Origin of the sequence: Vagococcus silagei (assembly GCF_004795745.1) — a bacterium.
In the GTDB taxonomy this organism is placed as follows: Bacteria; Bacillota; Bacilli; order Lactobacillales; family Vagococcaceae; genus Vagococcus; species Vagococcus silagei.
Genome location: NZ_SDGV01000017.1, coordinates 147,269 through 163,259, shown reverse-complemented (window position 1 = coordinate 163,259; position 15,991 = coordinate 147,269). Strand labels below are relative to the sequence as shown.

General features: G+C 36.1%; 14 protein-coding genes. 9 read left to right on the top strand and 5 right to left on the bottom strand.

Annotated elements, in window-relative coordinates:
* The first annotated feature begins 8 nt into the window (after positions 1-8).
* Positions 9-1,439, top strand: a complete 1,431-nt coding sequence (locus tag ESZ54_RS08095; RefSeq protein ID WP_136137162.1) for a family 1 glycosylhydrolase — start codon at positions 9-11, stop codon at positions 1,437-1,439.
* Between the two features lie 147 nt (positions 1,440-1,586).
* Here the strand turns inward: ESZ54_RS08095 and ESZ54_RS08090 are convergent, their stop codons facing one another.
* Positions 1,587-2,840, bottom strand: coding sequence for an exo-alpha-sialidase (locus ESZ54_RS08090; protein WP_136137161.1), 1,254 nt, complete (start codon positions 2,838-2,840; stop codon positions 1,587-1,589).
* 250 nt (positions 2,841-3,090) lie between these two features.
* Between ESZ54_RS08090 and ESZ54_RS08085 the strand changes: the two genes are divergently transcribed.
* Positions 3,091-3,828, top strand: coding sequence for an MBL fold metallo-hydrolase (locus ESZ54_RS08085; RefSeq protein ID WP_136137160.1), 738 nt, complete (start codon positions 3,091-3,093; stop codon positions 3,826-3,828).
* Positions 3,829-3,888: 60 nt separating this feature from the next.
* Here the strand turns inward: ESZ54_RS08085 and ESZ54_RS12570 are convergent, their stop codons facing one another.
* Positions 3,889-4,035, bottom strand: a complete 147-nt coding sequence (locus ESZ54_RS12570) for a hypothetical protein (RefSeq protein ID WP_204249524.1) — start codon at positions 4,033-4,035, stop codon at positions 3,889-3,891.
* Positions 4,036-4,162: 127 nt separating this feature from the next.
* Between ESZ54_RS12570 and ESZ54_RS08080 the strand changes: the two genes are divergently transcribed.
* The 4 genes from ESZ54_RS08080 (at position 4,163) to ESZ54_RS08065 (ending at position 7,555) form a co-directional block, all read left to right on the top strand.
* A complete protein-coding gene (locus ESZ54_RS08080) occupies positions 4,163-4,426 on the top strand; it encodes a hypothetical protein (RefSeq protein WP_136137159.1) in 264 nt (87 codons plus the stop codon).
* Between the two features lie 144 nt (positions 4,427-4,570).
* The gene (locus tag ESZ54_RS08075; RefSeq protein ID WP_136137158.1) at positions 4,571-5,404 is read left to right on the top strand and encodes a hypothetical protein; all 834 of its coding nucleotides are present in this window, start codon (positions 4,571-4,573) and stop codon (positions 5,402-5,404) included.
* Between the two features lie 118 nt (positions 5,405-5,522).
* On the top strand, positions 5,523-6,506 hold the full coding sequence (locus ESZ54_RS08070) for a hypothetical protein (RefSeq protein WP_136137157.1): 984 nt from the start codon (positions 5,523-5,525) through the stop codon (positions 6,504-6,506).
* 194 nt (positions 6,507-6,700) lie between these two features.
* Positions 6,701-7,555 (top strand): metallophosphoesterase, encoded by an 855-nt coding sequence (locus tag ESZ54_RS08065; protein WP_136137156.1) that lies wholly within the window; start codon positions 6,701-6,703, stop codon positions 7,553-7,555.
* Between the two features lie 172 nt (positions 7,556-7,727).
* Here the strand turns inward: ESZ54_RS08065 and guaA are convergent, their stop codons facing one another.
* The 3 genes from guaA to ESZ54_RS08050 are packed head-to-tail and all read right to left on the bottom strand — an operon-like array spanning position 7,728 to position 10,792.
* The gene (guaA, locus tag ESZ54_RS08060; protein ID WP_136137155.1) at positions 7,728-9,281 is read right to left on the bottom strand and encodes a glutamine-hydrolyzing GMP synthase; all 1,554 of its coding nucleotides are present in this window, start codon (positions 9,279-9,281) and stop codon (positions 7,728-7,730) included.
* Between the two features lie 29 nt (positions 9,282-9,310).
* Positions 9,311-10,234 (bottom strand): type I pantothenate kinase, encoded by a 924-nt coding sequence (gene coaA / locus ESZ54_RS08055; RefSeq protein ID WP_136137154.1) that lies wholly within the window; start codon positions 10,232-10,234, stop codon positions 9,311-9,313.
* Between the two features lie 15 nt (positions 10,235-10,249).
* On the bottom strand, positions 10,250-10,792 hold the full coding sequence (locus ESZ54_RS08050; protein ID WP_136137153.1) for an acyl-CoA thioesterase: 543 nt from the start codon (positions 10,790-10,792) through the stop codon (positions 10,250-10,252).
* 86 nt (positions 10,793-10,878) lie between these two features.
* Between ESZ54_RS08050 and ESZ54_RS08045 the strand changes: the two genes are divergently transcribed.
* The 3 genes from ESZ54_RS08045 (at position 10,879) to rpoB (ending at position 15,976) form a co-directional block, all read left to right on the top strand.
* The gene (locus ESZ54_RS08045; protein WP_136137152.1) at positions 10,879-11,433 is read left to right on the top strand and encodes an SGNH/GDSL hydrolase family protein; all 555 of its coding nucleotides are present in this window, start codon (positions 10,879-10,881) and stop codon (positions 11,431-11,433) included.
* Between the two features lie 5 nt (positions 11,434-11,438).
* Positions 11,439-12,038, top strand: a complete 600-nt coding sequence (locus ESZ54_RS08040) for a class I SAM-dependent methyltransferase (RefSeq protein ID WP_136137151.1) — start codon at positions 11,439-11,441, stop codon at positions 12,036-12,038.
* 359 nt (positions 12,039-12,397) lie between these two features.
* Positions 12,398-15,976 (top strand): DNA-directed RNA polymerase subunit beta, encoded by a 3,579-nt coding sequence (gene rpoB / locus ESZ54_RS08035; protein ID WP_136137150.1) that lies wholly within the window; start codon positions 12,398-12,400, stop codon positions 15,974-15,976.
* Positions 15,977-15,991 lie beyond the last annotated feature (15 nt).

The following is a 15,991-nucleotide window of genomic DNA, read 5'->3' as shown; positions in this document are numbered from 1 at the left end:
GGGATCAAATGCAGTTAAGAGATAATTTTTTATGGGGTGGCAGTATCGCCGCACATCAATGTGAAGGTGCGTGGAACGTTTCAGGCAAGGGACCTGCGATTATGGACTTTGTAACGGTTGGCTCAGTCGATCATCCTAGAGAAATCACAAAAACAATTGAGCCTCATAAAATGTATCCGTCGCATACTGGGATTGATTTTTATAGCCGATATGAAGAAGATATCCAACTTTTTGCTGAGATGGGCTTTAAAGCCTTGCGACTGTCGATTGATTGGTCACGTATTTTTCCAAAAGGTGATGAAGAGACGCCGAATGAAGAAGGTCTGCAATTTTATTCTGATGTGATTGATACTTTATTAAAGTATCAGATTGAACCGATTGTGACACTTTATCATTTTGAGATGCCAATTCATTTAGTACACGCTTATGGTTCTTGGACCAATCGTAAAGTCATTGATTTTTACTTACATTTTTGCGAAGTGCTCTTCGAACGTTTTAAGGATCGTGTGACTTACTGGGTGACTTTCAATGAGATGAATCATATCGACCCGCAAACGGAAGCGACTGATATTTTTACTTATATTATCGCAGGCTTAAAATTTTCAGAACTTGAAAACAAAGCCCAAACACTTGCGACGATTGGTTATAACATGACGCTAGCAAGTTGCAAAGCGATTGAACTGGGGCATAAAATTAATCCGCATTTTAAGATGGGTTGCGTCTTTGGCATTGAACCAGTCTATCCGTATAATTGCTCGCCAGATTATGTCATGAATGCTTTTCAGCAAATGGATCGCGATTTTTATCAAATTGATGCGATGTGTCATGGTACATTTCCGCAGTATAAGCTGGCTGAATATCAAGCGCAAGGTATTGAAATTGAAGTGACAACAGAAGATAGGCAAGCTTTTACGAATGGAACGCTCGATTTTATTGGGATGAATTATTATGGTTCTTCAGTTGCAGAATTTGAAGGAACAGATGCTGAAAAGAGTAAACTTTTTGGTGGGCTAGCCAATCCATATTTGGAAAAATCAAATTGGGGTTGGACGATCGATCCAGTTGGTTTACGCTATTTGTTAAACTATACTTACCGTAAGTATGGGTTGCCGATTATGATTACCGAAAACGGTTTGGGTGCAGAAGATGTTCTGGCAGAAGATGGGTCAATTCAAGATGATTATCGGATTGACTACTTGCGTCAACATCTCATTCAGATGAAAAAAGCCATTGAAGAGGATCATGTCGATTGCTTAGGTTACTTGATGTGGGGGCCAATTGATCTTGTCAGCGCAACAACTGGCGAGATGAAAAAAAGATATGGCTTTATTCATGTTGATAAGTACGATGATGGGAGTGGGGATTACCATCGAACGAAAAAAGCCTCTTTTAATTGGTATCAAGAAGTCATAGCATCAAATGGTAAATGTTTAACTTGAAGATAAAGTAGTCGATCAGTCAAATATAGATTAGTCGAGCCTCTTTTTGATGAAAGTGTTGGGGGACCTTTTATTGATAAAGAGTCTATGGCAAATTAAAAACACTCGTGTTTGCATCAATTGATGCAAGCATGAGTGTTTTTGAGTTTAATCAGGACTATCTGTATAATATTCTTTTTCGTCTTTTTTGTTAGGATCTAACAAATCAGTTGTATTTGAATAACTTAACCCTCTTAAATTATAGATATCTTTACCATATGCGAGTCCAATGCCGCGAGTATCATCAAAACCGATACCACTATAAAAGACATAGTATTGGCCATTAGTTTTTAGTAGGGCACTCTTATAAAGACCTTTACCATCATAACGATGTTTATCACCAGAAGGGAAGATAATCGGTGTTAATTTATCCCAATTTTTACCGTCTTTTGATTTACCGTAATAAACATTCATTTTATGACGTTCAGTTAAAAGTTCGGCGCTATCTTTACTGTCACCTTTGAAACCTGAAACTACAGCTTCGTAACCTAAATTAGTCTTTTGAACATCGAGATGCCAATGTTTCATATGATCAGCATTTGAGTATCCCATTTTAATTTCAGTAGGCTGACTCCATTTTTTACCATCAGGACTAGTACGATGCCAAATACGATAGCCGTTTGCCACGTACCAAACTTGATAGCCATTCTTATCTTTAACAAAAGCTGGTGAAACCCAGTCATTTTGTTTGCGGTTGTCCTTATGAATGATTTGCTTATCAGACCACGTTTTGCCATCGGTTGAATCCATGCGATAGATGACAACCTCGTTATTCACGTCATCAACAAAACGCCAAAATAGTTCAATTCGGTTTTCTTCTTTATTGTAGATTAAATTTGTATCTGAATCATATTGCAATGGAATTTGGCCGTTAAATTTAGATGACTTCGGTTCATCCAAGGGATTCTTTTCATCAGGTACCCATTCAATTAAATCATTTGATTTAAAAATATGTGGATTTTCGTAAGTTGCGACACCTTTCGGATATGAAGTAACCCCCATCCAATATTTGTATCCATTCCATTTTTCAGGAAAGCTGATCACAGAAGGATGTGTATTTTCAATTGAATCATAAGCAGTCGGTAAAATTAAGCGTTCTTTAGCATTCGCGTAACTCTTGACTTTTTTACCGCTGACATATTGAATATTGACTTCATCGACAATTCCCTTCTTCTCTTTAATATAAGTAATTGAGTAAGGTAGGAATAGGCCGACACCCGCTGTCGTCACGACAATCATTAAGATGTTGAGTTTCCAATTTTTTAAATCCTTTTTGAAAATATAACGATAAATAAAGTAACTAATACCAAACGCCATAATACAAACGCCAGCAAACAATAATAGTGCTTCTCTAAATCTCATGTATTTCCTCCATTTATTTTCCTTTTTAAAACATACCATCATCAGTATATCAAATAGATGTGTTGATTAGTACAGTGATGACAATTCTGTTAAGATTCTTGCCTATTTTAACATGATTTTTTTACTGTGAATAGCGGTATTAGCTCATTTAATTTTGACAATACTAGTTATTTAAAATATAAGAGAGTTGTACAAGATAACAATTATCGGTAAAATTGGGATAAATATATATACGAAGAGGTGCATGATTATGAAAGTAACAATTCTAGGCTATTGGGGTGCGTATCCACATCAAGGTGAAGGCACGACTTCTTTTCTATTGGAATCAGGTGATTTTCATTTATTACTAGATGCGGGTAGTACGACTTTAGTTCAGTTAGAGAAAATATTGGATCCGTTAGTCTTGGATGCGGTCATTTTGACACATTATCATCATGATCATATTGCTGACTTAGGTGTGCTCCAATATTTACGTCAATTAAAACCATCAGCACCAATTGCAGAGTTACCAATCTATGGTCATAGTGAAGATTTAGCCCATTTTAATGCCTTAACATTACCAGGAGTTTCAAAAGGAATCGCCTATCAGCCGCAAAAAGAATTGACAATAGGGCCATTTCAAATATCATTTCTAAAAACAGTTCATCCTGTACTATGTTTTGCGATGCGAATTGTTGAACGTGAAACGGGGAAAGTTTTGGTTTTTACAGCTGATACTGGCTATTTTGCAGACTTGATTCCATTTTGTCAGGATGCGGATGTCTTAATCACCGACACCTATTTTTTAGAAGGCATGGAAGGACATCATGCCCATCTTACTTCAAAGGAGACAGGCTTGTTAGCAAAAGAAGCAAATGTTAAAAAATTAGTGTTAAGTCATTTAAAACAAGACGTGGATTTACAGGAATTAAAGCGACAAACAGAGGAGTATCATCATCATAAAATTGAAACTCATTTGGCACAAACATTGATGGAAATCGAGTTGTAAATAAAAAATCACAGTTTGTTTCTTTAAAAAAAGAGGTTGACTGTGATTTTATATTTTAGTTTATTTCGCTTTATTCTGTTTGTTTTTCAAGAATTTCTCGCGCATGTCTTGTAGATATTGTTTCTTATCATTTTTTTCAGGTGTATTTTTTTCATGATATTTTGTAACGGAAGTTTTTCCTTTTGAATCTAATTGATATTTACCCATTGTATTCACCTACTTTAATAAAATTGAGCATCTGCTCATCTCAATCAATATACCTTATTTTGACAGGAGAAACACTAAGATTTGTACGAATTTAAAGAAAAATTCATTTTAGAAAGGCGATGGCGAGATGTTTGCATTGCGAATCGATATTACTGCTGTGTTGCTTGTTATCAGTTTAATATTAATTGGGATTGGATTTATCCTAAAAATGACTGATGGTTTGTTTTGGGCTCGATTTCCGAGAGACTTTATTAAGGATCAAGAAAATCCTGATTTTGAACGAGAACGTGAAGTGGGAATGAATGTATCGAGGTGGATACTTCGTGTTGTTCCGCCTGTTTCACTATTATTGTTGATATTATTGTTATTAAAAATTATGAATGTATTATAGTCATGAGAAATAAGGGCATTGTTCTAATAGAACTATCATAATTTTTGATGATGGTCTCATTTACTATTTGGAAACTTCTGCTATAATCAGGATTGTATTAAAATGCAAACGTTTTTTTACTAGTGATTATTAAGGAGAGATGAAATGGGATTAGTTTTGAAGTATGGGGTATCAATGATTGTCTACATTGGCATTTTAATGTTAATTGTGGAAGTCATGAGAAAGAATTATCGTTTTTCTAGTTGGTTTTGGTCAGCAACATTGTTGACTTTTCCACTGTGGATTATGACAGGTGGCGTATCTGGTTGGTTTAGATGGGTAAAAATATTAAGTGTCATCTTGCCAACAATTGTTCTTGGATTTGCTAGAGTCGCTAATGCTGACAATAAAACAGGTGGTACTTGGAGCTTTTTAAGAAAAAATTGGATGTTGTGGTTTTTATACGGCATTCTATTCCTAAATATTACTGAAGCAACAATCAAAGATTTACAAATGGGTAACTTTTATAATGCTTTAGCAGGAATTGTATTATGTATTACCATTCCATATGCACCAAAATATTGGGATATTGAAAATAAAAACAATGGTGACCTTTTAGTTTATACAACAATTATGTGGAATTTTTTATATACAACATGGAATATGGCTTTTGTTTATGCAGAAGGAGCAACTTTCTTTGCGAGCTCAATCTGTATTTTACTAGCCGCGGAAGTTTATCCAATCATCAAAGGACGTCCAGAGTTATATGTGATTGCGCGAGTTTACACGTTAGCAACACACCTTTTAGTTCGTGCAATTGTACCAGAATTGTTCCCTAAAATTATGAATTCAAGCACTTGGTTTAATCCGGATGTCATGAAATATTGGGGCATTGCCAATGCGGTGATTGCATTACCATTCGTATTTTGGCATACATGGCAATTACATACAGGTAAGGCCGAGCAATCATTTAGACGAATTAAAGCAGTTAAAAATTAATAGGATAGACAGAAAACGTAAGGAAGCCTTACGTTTTTTTTATGACTATGATTGGCTTATTATGTTGATGTTTTATAGAATAAGTTAAGGCATAGTTTTTGTATGTAAAAATAAAATCATGATTAAAAGGGGGATTATTATCGATACTAAAGAAGCGTGGGTAAAAAATTGGTTACTTTATTGTGATGAAAAAAATATCGTTCCATGGGAATTTGACTTTAAGCAATGCTATTTAAAAAATGATATTCAAGCAAGTGACTCAAGTTTAATGTTGGAATTAGATTATTTAAGTAATCATTTATCTGAAAGAAATAAAAAACTGCATCCATTTGCAAAAGAGAATGATAAGCCTCATTGTGATCGTGAGCCAGTTTATATTTATGATTTGTTGGACTGGAATCCTCAAGAAATAGAAAACTTACGAGGCGACTGTATGAATTCTTTCAAGACGACATTTAACCGATTGCTAGCTGTGAATAAAAGTCCTTTCTCGAAAGAAAATGAAGTAACGTGGCAGGAAGTATTTAGTGAAATTCCGAAACTAGATAAGTGGTATTCTGAAGCAAAAATGAGTGATATTGAGAAATTTTATTTTAATAAGCATAATTTAGAGCGATTAGAGAAAGAGAAAACGACGATAAACTTACTCCAAGAAATTAAAAGATTCTCCAAATTGACCCATTCTATCGGTAATTTTATCGTGTTATTGTCATGGATGAATCAAGGTAGAGGAATTGGAAATTGTCGCGATTACTGGGATCTTACATTGAAAGATTTGAGAGATTCGTGGGTTCATTTAGAATATGGTGATAAAATGTGGGAGAGCTTCGTCAAGAAATATTATCTTCAACCATTTGTTGATTCCAATTATATGGTCAGAGAGTTTTGGCATCATCACTTTGAAAATAAAGTACCGAACGCAATCGAAGAATTTGAAAAATTCTATTTTACGGTAAATTTACTCATCATGGAACGAGGAAAATGGATTACAAAAATACTGTGTGAGAAACTAGGCTTAGTCGACTTAACTTGCTATAAAAAAGAAGAGTTGGATAAAATGGCAAACATTCGTTGGTTTAGTGAAATTATCACGGAAGAATAAATTGTTGAAGTCCTTTTTTAGACTGTATAATTTTTGTACAGCTTAAAATTCAGAATTTACATGATAAAAATTTGAAATTAAAAGACATTTAATTGATTGATTGTCACGATAATGATTGGAACGTGATGATCGAAAAAATGAGAACTAAATAATGATATTAGGTTTAAAAATAATGTGACAAAGGATTGTTATGAATGAAAACAATATATGCGATGAGCGACATACATGGTTGCTATGATGCGATGATGAACTCTCTTAAATATATCCATTTAGAACCTTCTGATGTAATAGTATTTATAGGTGATTATGTTGATGGTGGTTCGGAATCATTTAAAGTATTAAAAGAGATTATGAATTTTGAAAAGAGTTATCCAAATCAAGTAGTGGTATTGTTGGGCAATCATGATGAATGGTTAGTTGATTGGTTATTTTCAAATAAAGAAATGAATGATTTTCATGCTTTGAAAATAGGATATGAAACAGTAATGAGTTTTTTTAATGAATTTGAAATACAGAATATTATCAATGAAACTAAGAATTCAGATGCATTTAGCGCAGACTTAGTAGAACTAAATAATGTGTTACATCAGAAAATTATGCAGTCTGAAAAATATAAGGAGCTACTTAGTTGGTTAAGGGAAAAAACTAAAGAAAAGCGTTATTTTGAAACTGAAACCCAAATTTTTGTTCATGCAGGTATTGATGAAGACGCTGAGGACTTTTGGAAAGTAGGAACGCCTGATTATGTCTTTACAGGTAAATATCCAGCGACGAAAGGAAAATTTTATAAAGATATTATTAGTGGTCATGTTTATTCAGAAGAGGTGGCTTGTGATGAAAGCTATTTTGGTTCAATTTATTGGGATGAGAAAAGCCATTATTTTATTGATGGTCATACTACAAAAAGTAATATCGTACCAGTATTAAGATACGATACTGAAATTTCAAAGTATTCATTTTTAAATACATCTAATGGTGATTGGGAAATTAGTTTTTCTAAATCAGAAATAATGGTGATTGGGAAATTAGTTTTTCTAAATCAGAAATAGTAGGGAATCTCTATGAGAAAAAATAAAAGCTCAGTCATTTTAGACTGGGCTTTTACTCGTTACAAAACGGATTACATTTTGTTGGTATCTTTCTATTTTTTATAAAAAATGTAATAAACAATTGGTTTTAGAGTCTATTGTATCAATATCTTAAAATAGAGTTAAGCTGTTACTATTCCCACTCCACAGTTGCAGGTGGTTTACTCGTAATGTCATACACGATACGGTTAACGTGATCGACTTCATTCACAATACGAACAGAGATTTTTTGTAATAGGTCCCAATCAATACGAGCGAAGTCTGCAGTCATGCCGTCGATTGATGTAATCGCACGAATACCAACTGTGTAGTCGTAAGTACGGCCGTCTCCCATAACACCAACTGACCGGATGCCTGGTAAGACAGTGAAGTATTGCCAGATATCGCGATCTAAGCCAGCTTTGGCAATTTCTTCGCGTAAGATAGCGTCACTTTCACGGACGATTTCTAATTTTTCTTCAGTAATTTCACCTAAGACACGGATACCTAATCCAGGTCCAGGGAATGGTTGGCGCCATACTAATGATTCTGGCATGCCTAATTCCATACCTAAGGCACGAACTTCATCTTTGAACAATGTATTTAATGGTTCAATTAATGTAAATTCCATGTCTTCTGGTAAGCCACCTACGTTGTGGTGTGATTTGATGACTTCGGCTGTATCTGTTCCACTTTCAATCACGTCAGTGTATAACGTACCTTGAGCTAAGAAATCAATCCCATCTAATTTAGCTGCTTCATCATCAAATAAGTAGATGAATTCATTACCGATAATTTTACGTTTTTGTTCTGGATCGGAAACGCCAGCCAATTTATCTAAGAAACGTTTTTGAGCGTCCACTTTGATAATGTTTAAGCCAAATTTTCCAGCTAAGCTATCCATAACTTGTTCAGCTTCGCCTTTACGTAATAAACCATGATCTACAAAGATACATGTTAATTGGTCGCCAATTGCTTTTTGTAGTAAGACACCAACAACGCTTGAATCCACACCACCTGAAAGAGCAAGTAGCACTTTTTTGTCACCAACCATTTGGCGTACTTTGTTGATTTCAATTTCGATAAAGCTTCCCATTGACCAGTCACCTTTAGCTTGGCAAATGTCAAAAGCAAAGTGACGTAAAACGTCATTACCATATTCAGAATGACGAACTTCTGGATGGAATTGGACGCCGTAAAGATTTCTAGCTCTGTTTTCCATTGCAGAAATTGGGCAGTTTGGACTTGTGGCTGTAATAGCAAAGTCAGTAGGGACTTCTTCAACTAAGTCACCGTGGCTCATCCAAACTTGATGATGTGTTGGTAAACCTGCTAAGAGGTCGCTTTCACCTTGTACATCAATCATCGCTTTACCATACTCAGAGTGGTCAGCTGTTTTAACTGTACCACCAAGTTTATGAGTCATTAATTGCATGCCATAGCAGATACCTAAAACTGGAATTCCTAAATTAAAAATTTCCGGATCAATTGAAAAACTGCTTTCGTCATAGACGCTGTTTGGTCCCCCTGAAAGGATGATACCTTTTGGCGCCATTTTTTTGATTTCTTCAGCACTAATTTTGTGGCTAAGAAGTTCTGAGAATACCCCAAATTCTCTGATGCGGCGAGTAATTAATTGATTGTATTGGCTACCGTAGTCGAGCACAACAATTTTTTCTAAATCCTTAAAGTCTGATACTTGTGTCAATGGATTCACCCTATCTTTCTTTTATTTTTTTAGAACTTACGCATGAAAATCTCATCGATAACATGGTGTTCTGTTTTATGTAAAATCACGTCGGCTCTGCTTCTAGTTGGGAGAATAAAGCTGGCTAAGTTTTCAGCGTTCACTTTTTTCCACACATCTTTAGCAAAGTCGAGTGCTTCTTCACGCGGTCCATTTGCGTAGTTATAATAATAATTAGTTTTATCTTCTTTTGCAAGGTCTAATAATGCTTCAAAGCGCTCTAAATACCAAGACTCGATTAATTCTTCGTCAGCATCGACATAAATTGAGAAATCAAAGAAGTCACTAACATATATTTGTTCATTTTTTGGCAACTGCAAGACGTTAATTCCTTCGACAATCAGAATATCTGGTTGCGTGATGGTTTCGAATTCATCTGGAATAATATCATAGCTTTCGTGAGAGTAGGCCGGGATTTTTAAATCGTCTTCGCCATTTTTGACAGCGTTTAAAAAGTTCAATAATTTTTCCATATCGTAACTTTCAGGAAATCCTTTGCGGTCTAAAATATCACGTTCTTCAAGTGTCTTGGTTGGGTAAAGGAACCCATCAGTTGTAATTAGCTGCACGTGTTTGCGTTTAAAAATTCGTGAGAGCATCATTTGTAGGAGACGCGCTGTTGTGCTTTTGCCAACAGCAACACTTCCGGCAACACCAATAATAAATGGTGATGGTGTTGCGAATTTTTGCATAAATAAGCCTTTACTCAATTGTAACGACTCATATTCTTTAATGTAAATATTAATCAAATGGGTCAGTGGAATATAAATATCTTGAACATCTTGAAGTGAGATATTGTCGTTCACACTTTTTATTTGTTGGAGTTCGTCATTGGTTAATGGTGGCACCCCGTTACGATAAAAACTTTGCCACTCTTTACGACTTACTCGGTAAAAATTTGCTGTTTCATCCATGAAAATACTCCTAAATTAATGTTCTTTTTCATCCATCCACGGGATAGAGAGGGATAGATGAGAGGCTAATTCTTTATTTTGTTTGAAATTTAATAGTCGTTTCAAACGACGTTCTTCATAACCTTCTGTAATGGCTTCTTCTTCATGTGTTTCCGGAATAACTTTTGGCACGCCAGCATAGTCTTCCTCGACATTCACAACAACAAAGGTCATAAAGCAAGTTGCCGCTAAGTAACGTTCCCCAGTATCTAAATCTTCCCCAATTACTTTTGTAAAGATTTCCATCGATTTGTGTCCTGTACCAGTGACATAGGCTTCAACACAGACAGAATGATTTTCATATAAAGGATGTAGAAAGTTTAATTCGTCTGCGCTGGCAGTCATGACTGGTCGTCTTGAGTGACGTGATGCTGAAATTGATGTCGTATCATCGATGAAAGACATTAATTTTCCACCGTATAATGCTTTATGGGCATTGAGATCTGCTGGAAAAATACGGTGAGTTTGAATAATACGCGATTCGCGACATTTTTTTGTTTGTGGTGTTTTAATAAACATATTCAAAACGCTCCAATTCATGATATGATAAATAAGTTGTAACGATTATAGCACAAAACAAGTCAAAGTACGAAGGATGGATTGCGATGCAAAAATTAATTTTATTTGGTGATAGTATTACAGCCGGATATACTGAGGGTGAAATCACGCTTAAATTAAATGATGCGATTGGATCACGTACTTTAGCATATACAATTAGAAATGCGGGTATCCCAGGTGATACCACACGTGATGGACTGCTGCGCGTTGAGGAGCATGTTGTGGCCTATCAACCTGATAAAGTGACAGTCTTTTTCGGTGCAAACGATGTGTCTCTTTTAAGTGATGTCTCTTTAGAATTGTTTAAGGTAAATTTAAAAGATTTAGTAACAAAAATTGGTACAAATCGTGTAATCTTAATCGGTACACCTTACGCTTGTCAGACGCTCTATGCGACCGAGAGACCTTTGGCATGTTTAAAGGCATATGACGAAGCTGCTCGAAAAATAGCAGAGGCGTATCAAATTTCTTTTATCTCTTTATTAGAAGAAATGCAAAAAAATAGTAATCCAAATCATTATCTACAAGCAGATGGCCTCCATTTTTCAGATGAGGGTTATGAGCTGTTGGGTCAATTAATAGTAGAGAAGTTAAGAAAGTAGGGGAAATAATGAGTCATTATTATAGTGAGCGACCAGAGGCATCTCACAATCGCCAACAATGGACATTTGAACTAGTCGGTAAAACATTTAAGTTTATGACCGACAGCAATGTCTTTTCAAAGAAAACAGTGGATTATGGTTCACGTGTTTTGATTGAACAGTTTAATGAAGCAGTTTTACCAGAAGGCGAAATTTTAGATGTGGGTTGTGGCTATGGACCGATTGGTTTGTCGCTGGCCACTAAAACAGGTCGCGGTGTTCATATGGTTGATATCAACCAACGGGCGATTGAATTGGCACAAGAAAATGCGGAACGTAATCAAGTTGCGAAGACAGCAATTTATGCTTCAAATATTTATGAAAAGGTAACGAAAACTGATTTTGCCGCTGTTGTAAGTAATCCACCTATTCGAGCTGGTAAAGAAGTGGTTCATGCGATTATTGAAGGCTCACACGCACATCTTAAAACAGGTGGTACACTAACAATCGTCATTCAGAAAAAACAAGGTGCCCCAAGTGCACAAAAGAAAATGGATGAGATTTTTGGGAATGCTGAAATCGTAAAAAAAGATAAAGGCTACTATATTATAGTGAGCGAAAAGTGAGGTTAATTTTTAATAGAGAATCACCCAAGACGAAAGAAATGTATCTTTCGTCTTGGGTGATTTTATTTAATTTTATGCGAGTTGCTCGAAATGGAATCATCATCGCTAAAACACGGGTTGACAAAAGCAGTTCTAAGCGTTAAAATGATTAGTTGCAGAATGCTTTATGTTTCAAGCGTTAAAGGGTATGAAATATTGTCCATATTCCTTTAATTGATAGTAAAACAAAAATAGAACGGTCAAAATATACAGAACTGACTCTATTTTTGTATTTTTTTTACTTAAAAATGGTTATGTAACATTTTTGTAACCAAACTTTAATTTTTGAAACATAAAGGCTTTTGAAAAAACTCAGAGGGGTGACTAATTTGGTTGGACACGTAGTAAAATACGGCAAACACCGAGAAAGACGCAGTTATTCTAGGATCAGTGAAGTACTAGAATTGCCAAATTTAATTGAAATTCAAACAGACTCTTACAAGTGGTTTTTAGATGAAGGGTTACGCGAAATGTTTGAGGACATTTTACCAATCACAGATTTCAGTGACAAATTATCACTAGAATTCGTTGATTATGAAATGAAAGAACCAAAATATACAGTAGAAGAAGCTCGTGCTCACGATGCAAACTACTCTGCACCGATTCATGTCACTTTACGTTTAGACAACCAAGTAACAGGTGAAATTAAGTCTCAAGAAGTCTTCTTTGGTGACTTCCCATTAATGACTGAAATGGGAACATTTATCATCAATGGGGCAGAACGAGTTGTGGTATCACAGTTAGTTCGTTCTCCTGGTGTTTACTTCAATGGTAAAACAGAAAAAAATGGACAAGAAGGTTTTGGTACAACAATTATTCCTAACCGTGGTGCATGGTTAGAGCTTGAAACAGATGCGAAAGGCTTATCATATGCTCGTATCGACCGTACACGTAAGTTACCTCTAACAGTTGTTGTCAGAGCATTAGGTTTTGGTTCTGATAGTACAATTTTAGACATCTTTGGTGAAAGCGAAAGTTTACAAGCAACAATTGAAAAAGATATTCATAAAAATTCAAGTGATTCTCGTACGGAAGAAGGCTTGAAAGATATTTACGAACGTCTACGCCCTGGTGAGCCAAAAACAGCGGAAAGCTCAAGAAACTTACTTAACTCAAGATTCTTTGATCCAAAACGCTATGACTTAGCAGCAGTTGGTCGTTATAAAGTAAATAAAAAATTAAACTTAAAAACACGTTTGTTGAATCAAACTTTAGGTGAAACTTTAGTTGACCCTGAAACAGGCGAAATTATCGTTGAAAAAGGAACTGTAATTACACACTCTGTTATGGAAAACTTAGAAAGCTATTTAGATGCTGGTATTAATAGTTTGACATTCTATCCAACAGAAGATGGTGTTGTAACTGAACCAATGACAATCCAAGTCATTAAAGTTCTTTCTCCAAAAGATCCTGAACGTGTGGTTAACATGATTGGTAATGCTAACTTAGATGATTCTGTTCGTACAATCCGTCCAGCAGATATTATCTCAACAATGGGTTACTTCTTTAACTTACAAGAAGGTATTGGGAACGTTGACGATATTGACCACTTAGGTAACCGTCGTATTCGTTCAGTTGGTGAGTTATTACAAAATCAATTCCGTATCGGTTTATCTCGTATGGAACGTGTGGTTCGTGAACGTATGTCAATTCAAGATACTGAAACATTAACACCACAACAATTGATTAATATTCGTCCAGTTGTTGCAGCAATGAAAGAATTCTTTGGTTCTTCTCAATTGTCTCAATTCATGGATCAAACAAACCCTCTTGGTGAGTTAACACATAAACGTCGTCTATCTGCCTTAGGACCGGGTGGTTTGACTCGTGACCGTGCCGGCTATGAAGTCCGTGACGTTCACTATTCGCATTATGGTCGTATGTGTCCGATTGAAACGCCTGAAGGCCCGAATATTGGGTTAATCAACAGTTTATCAAGTTACGCTAAAGTAAATAAATATGGTTTCATCGAAACACCTTATCGTCGTGTTGATCGTTCAACTGGTCGCGTGACTGAACATATTGATTACTTAACAGCTGACGAAGAAGACCATTATATGGTAGCGCAAGCGAACTCACCATTAAATGATGATGGCAGCTTTGCTGAAGAATTAGTAATGGCTCGTTTACAAAGTGAAAACTTAGAAGTCTCTGTTTCTAAAGTTGACTACATGGACGTTTCACCAAAACAAGTAGTTGCGGTCGCAACATCATGTATTCCTTTCTTGGAAAACGATGACTCTAACCGTGCCTTAATGGGTGCCAACATGCAGCGTCAAGCAGTGCCGTTAATCCAACCACATTCACCACTTGTTGGTACTGGTATGGAATATAAAGCAGCGCATGACTCTGGTGCAGCTCTATTATGTAAACATGATGGGATTGTTGAGTTTGTTGATGCTAAACAAATTCGTGTTCGTCGTGAAGACGGTTCATTAGATAAATATAATGTGATTAAATTCCACCGTTCAAATGCGGGTACAAGTTACAACCAACGTCCAATCGTTCGTAAAGATGAACGAGTTGAAGCTGGTGACACTTTAGCTGATGGTCCATCTATGGAAGAAGGCGAATTAGCTTTAGGCCAAAACGTACTGGTTGCATTCATGACGTGGGAAGGTTACAACTATGAAGATGCGATTATTATGAGTCGTCGTCTGGTTAAAGATGATGTGTATACTTCAATTCATATTGAAGAATATGAATCAGAAGCTCGTGATACTAAATTAGGACCTGAAGAAATCACACGTGAATTACCAAACGTTGGTGAAGATGCGCTTAAGAACCTTGATGAAATGGGTATTATTCGTATTGGTGCTGAAGTTAAAGATGGTGATTTATTAGTTGGTAAAGTAACGCCTAAAGGTGTGACTGAATTATCAGCTGAAGAACGTTTATTACATGCAATCTTTGGTGAAAAAGCACGTGAAGTTCGTGATACTTCACTTCGTGTTCCTCACGGCGGTGGCGGTATTGTTCACGATGTTAAGATCTTTACTCGTGAAGCTGGCGATGAATTATCACCAGGCGTTAACATGTTAGTTCGTGTTTATATTGTCCAAAAACGTAAAATCAATGAAGGTGACAAGATGGCCGGTCGTCACGGTAATAAAGGGGTTGTATCCCGTATTATGCCGGAAGAAGATATGCCGTTCTTACCAGACGGTACACCAGTTGATATCATGTTAAACCCATTAGGGGTACCATCACGTATGAATATCGGACAAGTACTTGAGTTACACTTAGGTATGGCTGCTCGTTCATTAGGTATCCATGTAGCAACACCTGTCTTTGACGGTGCTGATGAGGAAGATGTTTGGGCAACAGTTGAAGAAGCTGGCCTAGCGCGCGATGCAAAAACAATTCTTTACGATGGACGTACTGGTGAAGCATTTGATAACCGTATTTCTGTTGGGGTAATGTACATGCTGAAACTTGCGCATATGGTTGATGATAAACTACATGCTCGTTCAATTGGACCTTACTCATTAGTAACGCAACAACCACTTGGAGGTAAAGCTCAATTTGGTGGACAACGTTTCGGAGAGATGGAAGTTTGGGCACTGGAAGCATACGGTGCTGCTTATACCTTACAAGAAATCTTAACTTACAAGTCTGATGACGTTGTTGGTCGTGTGAAAACATACGAATCAATCGTTAAAGGTGAACCAATTCAAAAACCTGGTGTTCCAGAATCATTCCGCGTATTAGTGAAAGAATTGCAAGCATTAGGTTTAGACATGCGTGTCCTTGATGCTGACAATGAAGAAATCGAACTACGTGACATGGATGATGAAGACGATGATTTAATTACAGTGGATGCTCTAGCTAAATTTGCTAAAGAACAAGCTGAAAAAGAAAAAGCAGAACAATCGTTGAAAGATGCACAAGACAAATAAAGAATAAGCAATGAT

Bases quoted from the DNA above. Each gene is read 5' to 3' on its own strand.
- ESZ54_RS08095 (WP_136137162.1), top strand. From the start codon at position 9: ATGCAGTTAAGAGATAATTTTTTATGGGGTGGCAGTATCGCCGCACAT.
- ESZ54_RS08090 (WP_136137161.1), bottom strand. From the start codon at position 2,840: ATGAGATTTAGAGAAGCACTATTATTGTTTGCTGGCGTTTGTATTATG.
- ESZ54_RS08085 (WP_136137160.1), top strand. From the start codon at position 3,091: ATGAAAGTAACAATTCTAGGCTATTGGGGTGCGTATCCACATCAAGGT.
- ESZ54_RS12570 (WP_204249524.1), bottom strand. From the start codon at position 4,035: ATGGGTAAATATCAATTAGATTCAAAAGGAAAAACTTCCGTTACAAAA.
- ESZ54_RS08080 (WP_136137159.1), top strand. From the start codon at position 4,163: ATGTTTGCATTGCGAATCGATATTACTGCTGTGTTGCTTGTTATCAGT.
- ESZ54_RS08075 (WP_136137158.1), top strand. From the start codon at position 4,571: ATGGGATTAGTTTTGAAGTATGGGGTATCAATGATTGTCTACATTGGC.
- ESZ54_RS08070 (WP_136137157.1), top strand. From the start codon at position 5,523: ATGATTAAAAGGGGGATTATTATCGATACTAAAGAAGCGTGGGTAAAA.
- ESZ54_RS08065 (WP_136137156.1), top strand. From the start codon at position 6,701: ATGAAAACAATATATGCGATGAGCGACATACATGGTTGCTATGATGCG.
- coaA (WP_136137154.1), bottom strand. From the start codon at position 10,234: ATGGATGAAACAGCAAATTTTTACCGAGTAAGTCGTAAAGAGTGGCAA.
- ESZ54_RS08050 (WP_136137153.1), bottom strand. From the start codon at position 10,792: ATGTTTATTAAAACACCACAAACAAAAAAATGTCGCGAATCGCGTATT.
- ESZ54_RS08045 (WP_136137152.1), top strand. From the start codon at position 10,879: ATGCAAAAATTAATTTTATTTGGTGATAGTATTACAGCCGGATATACT.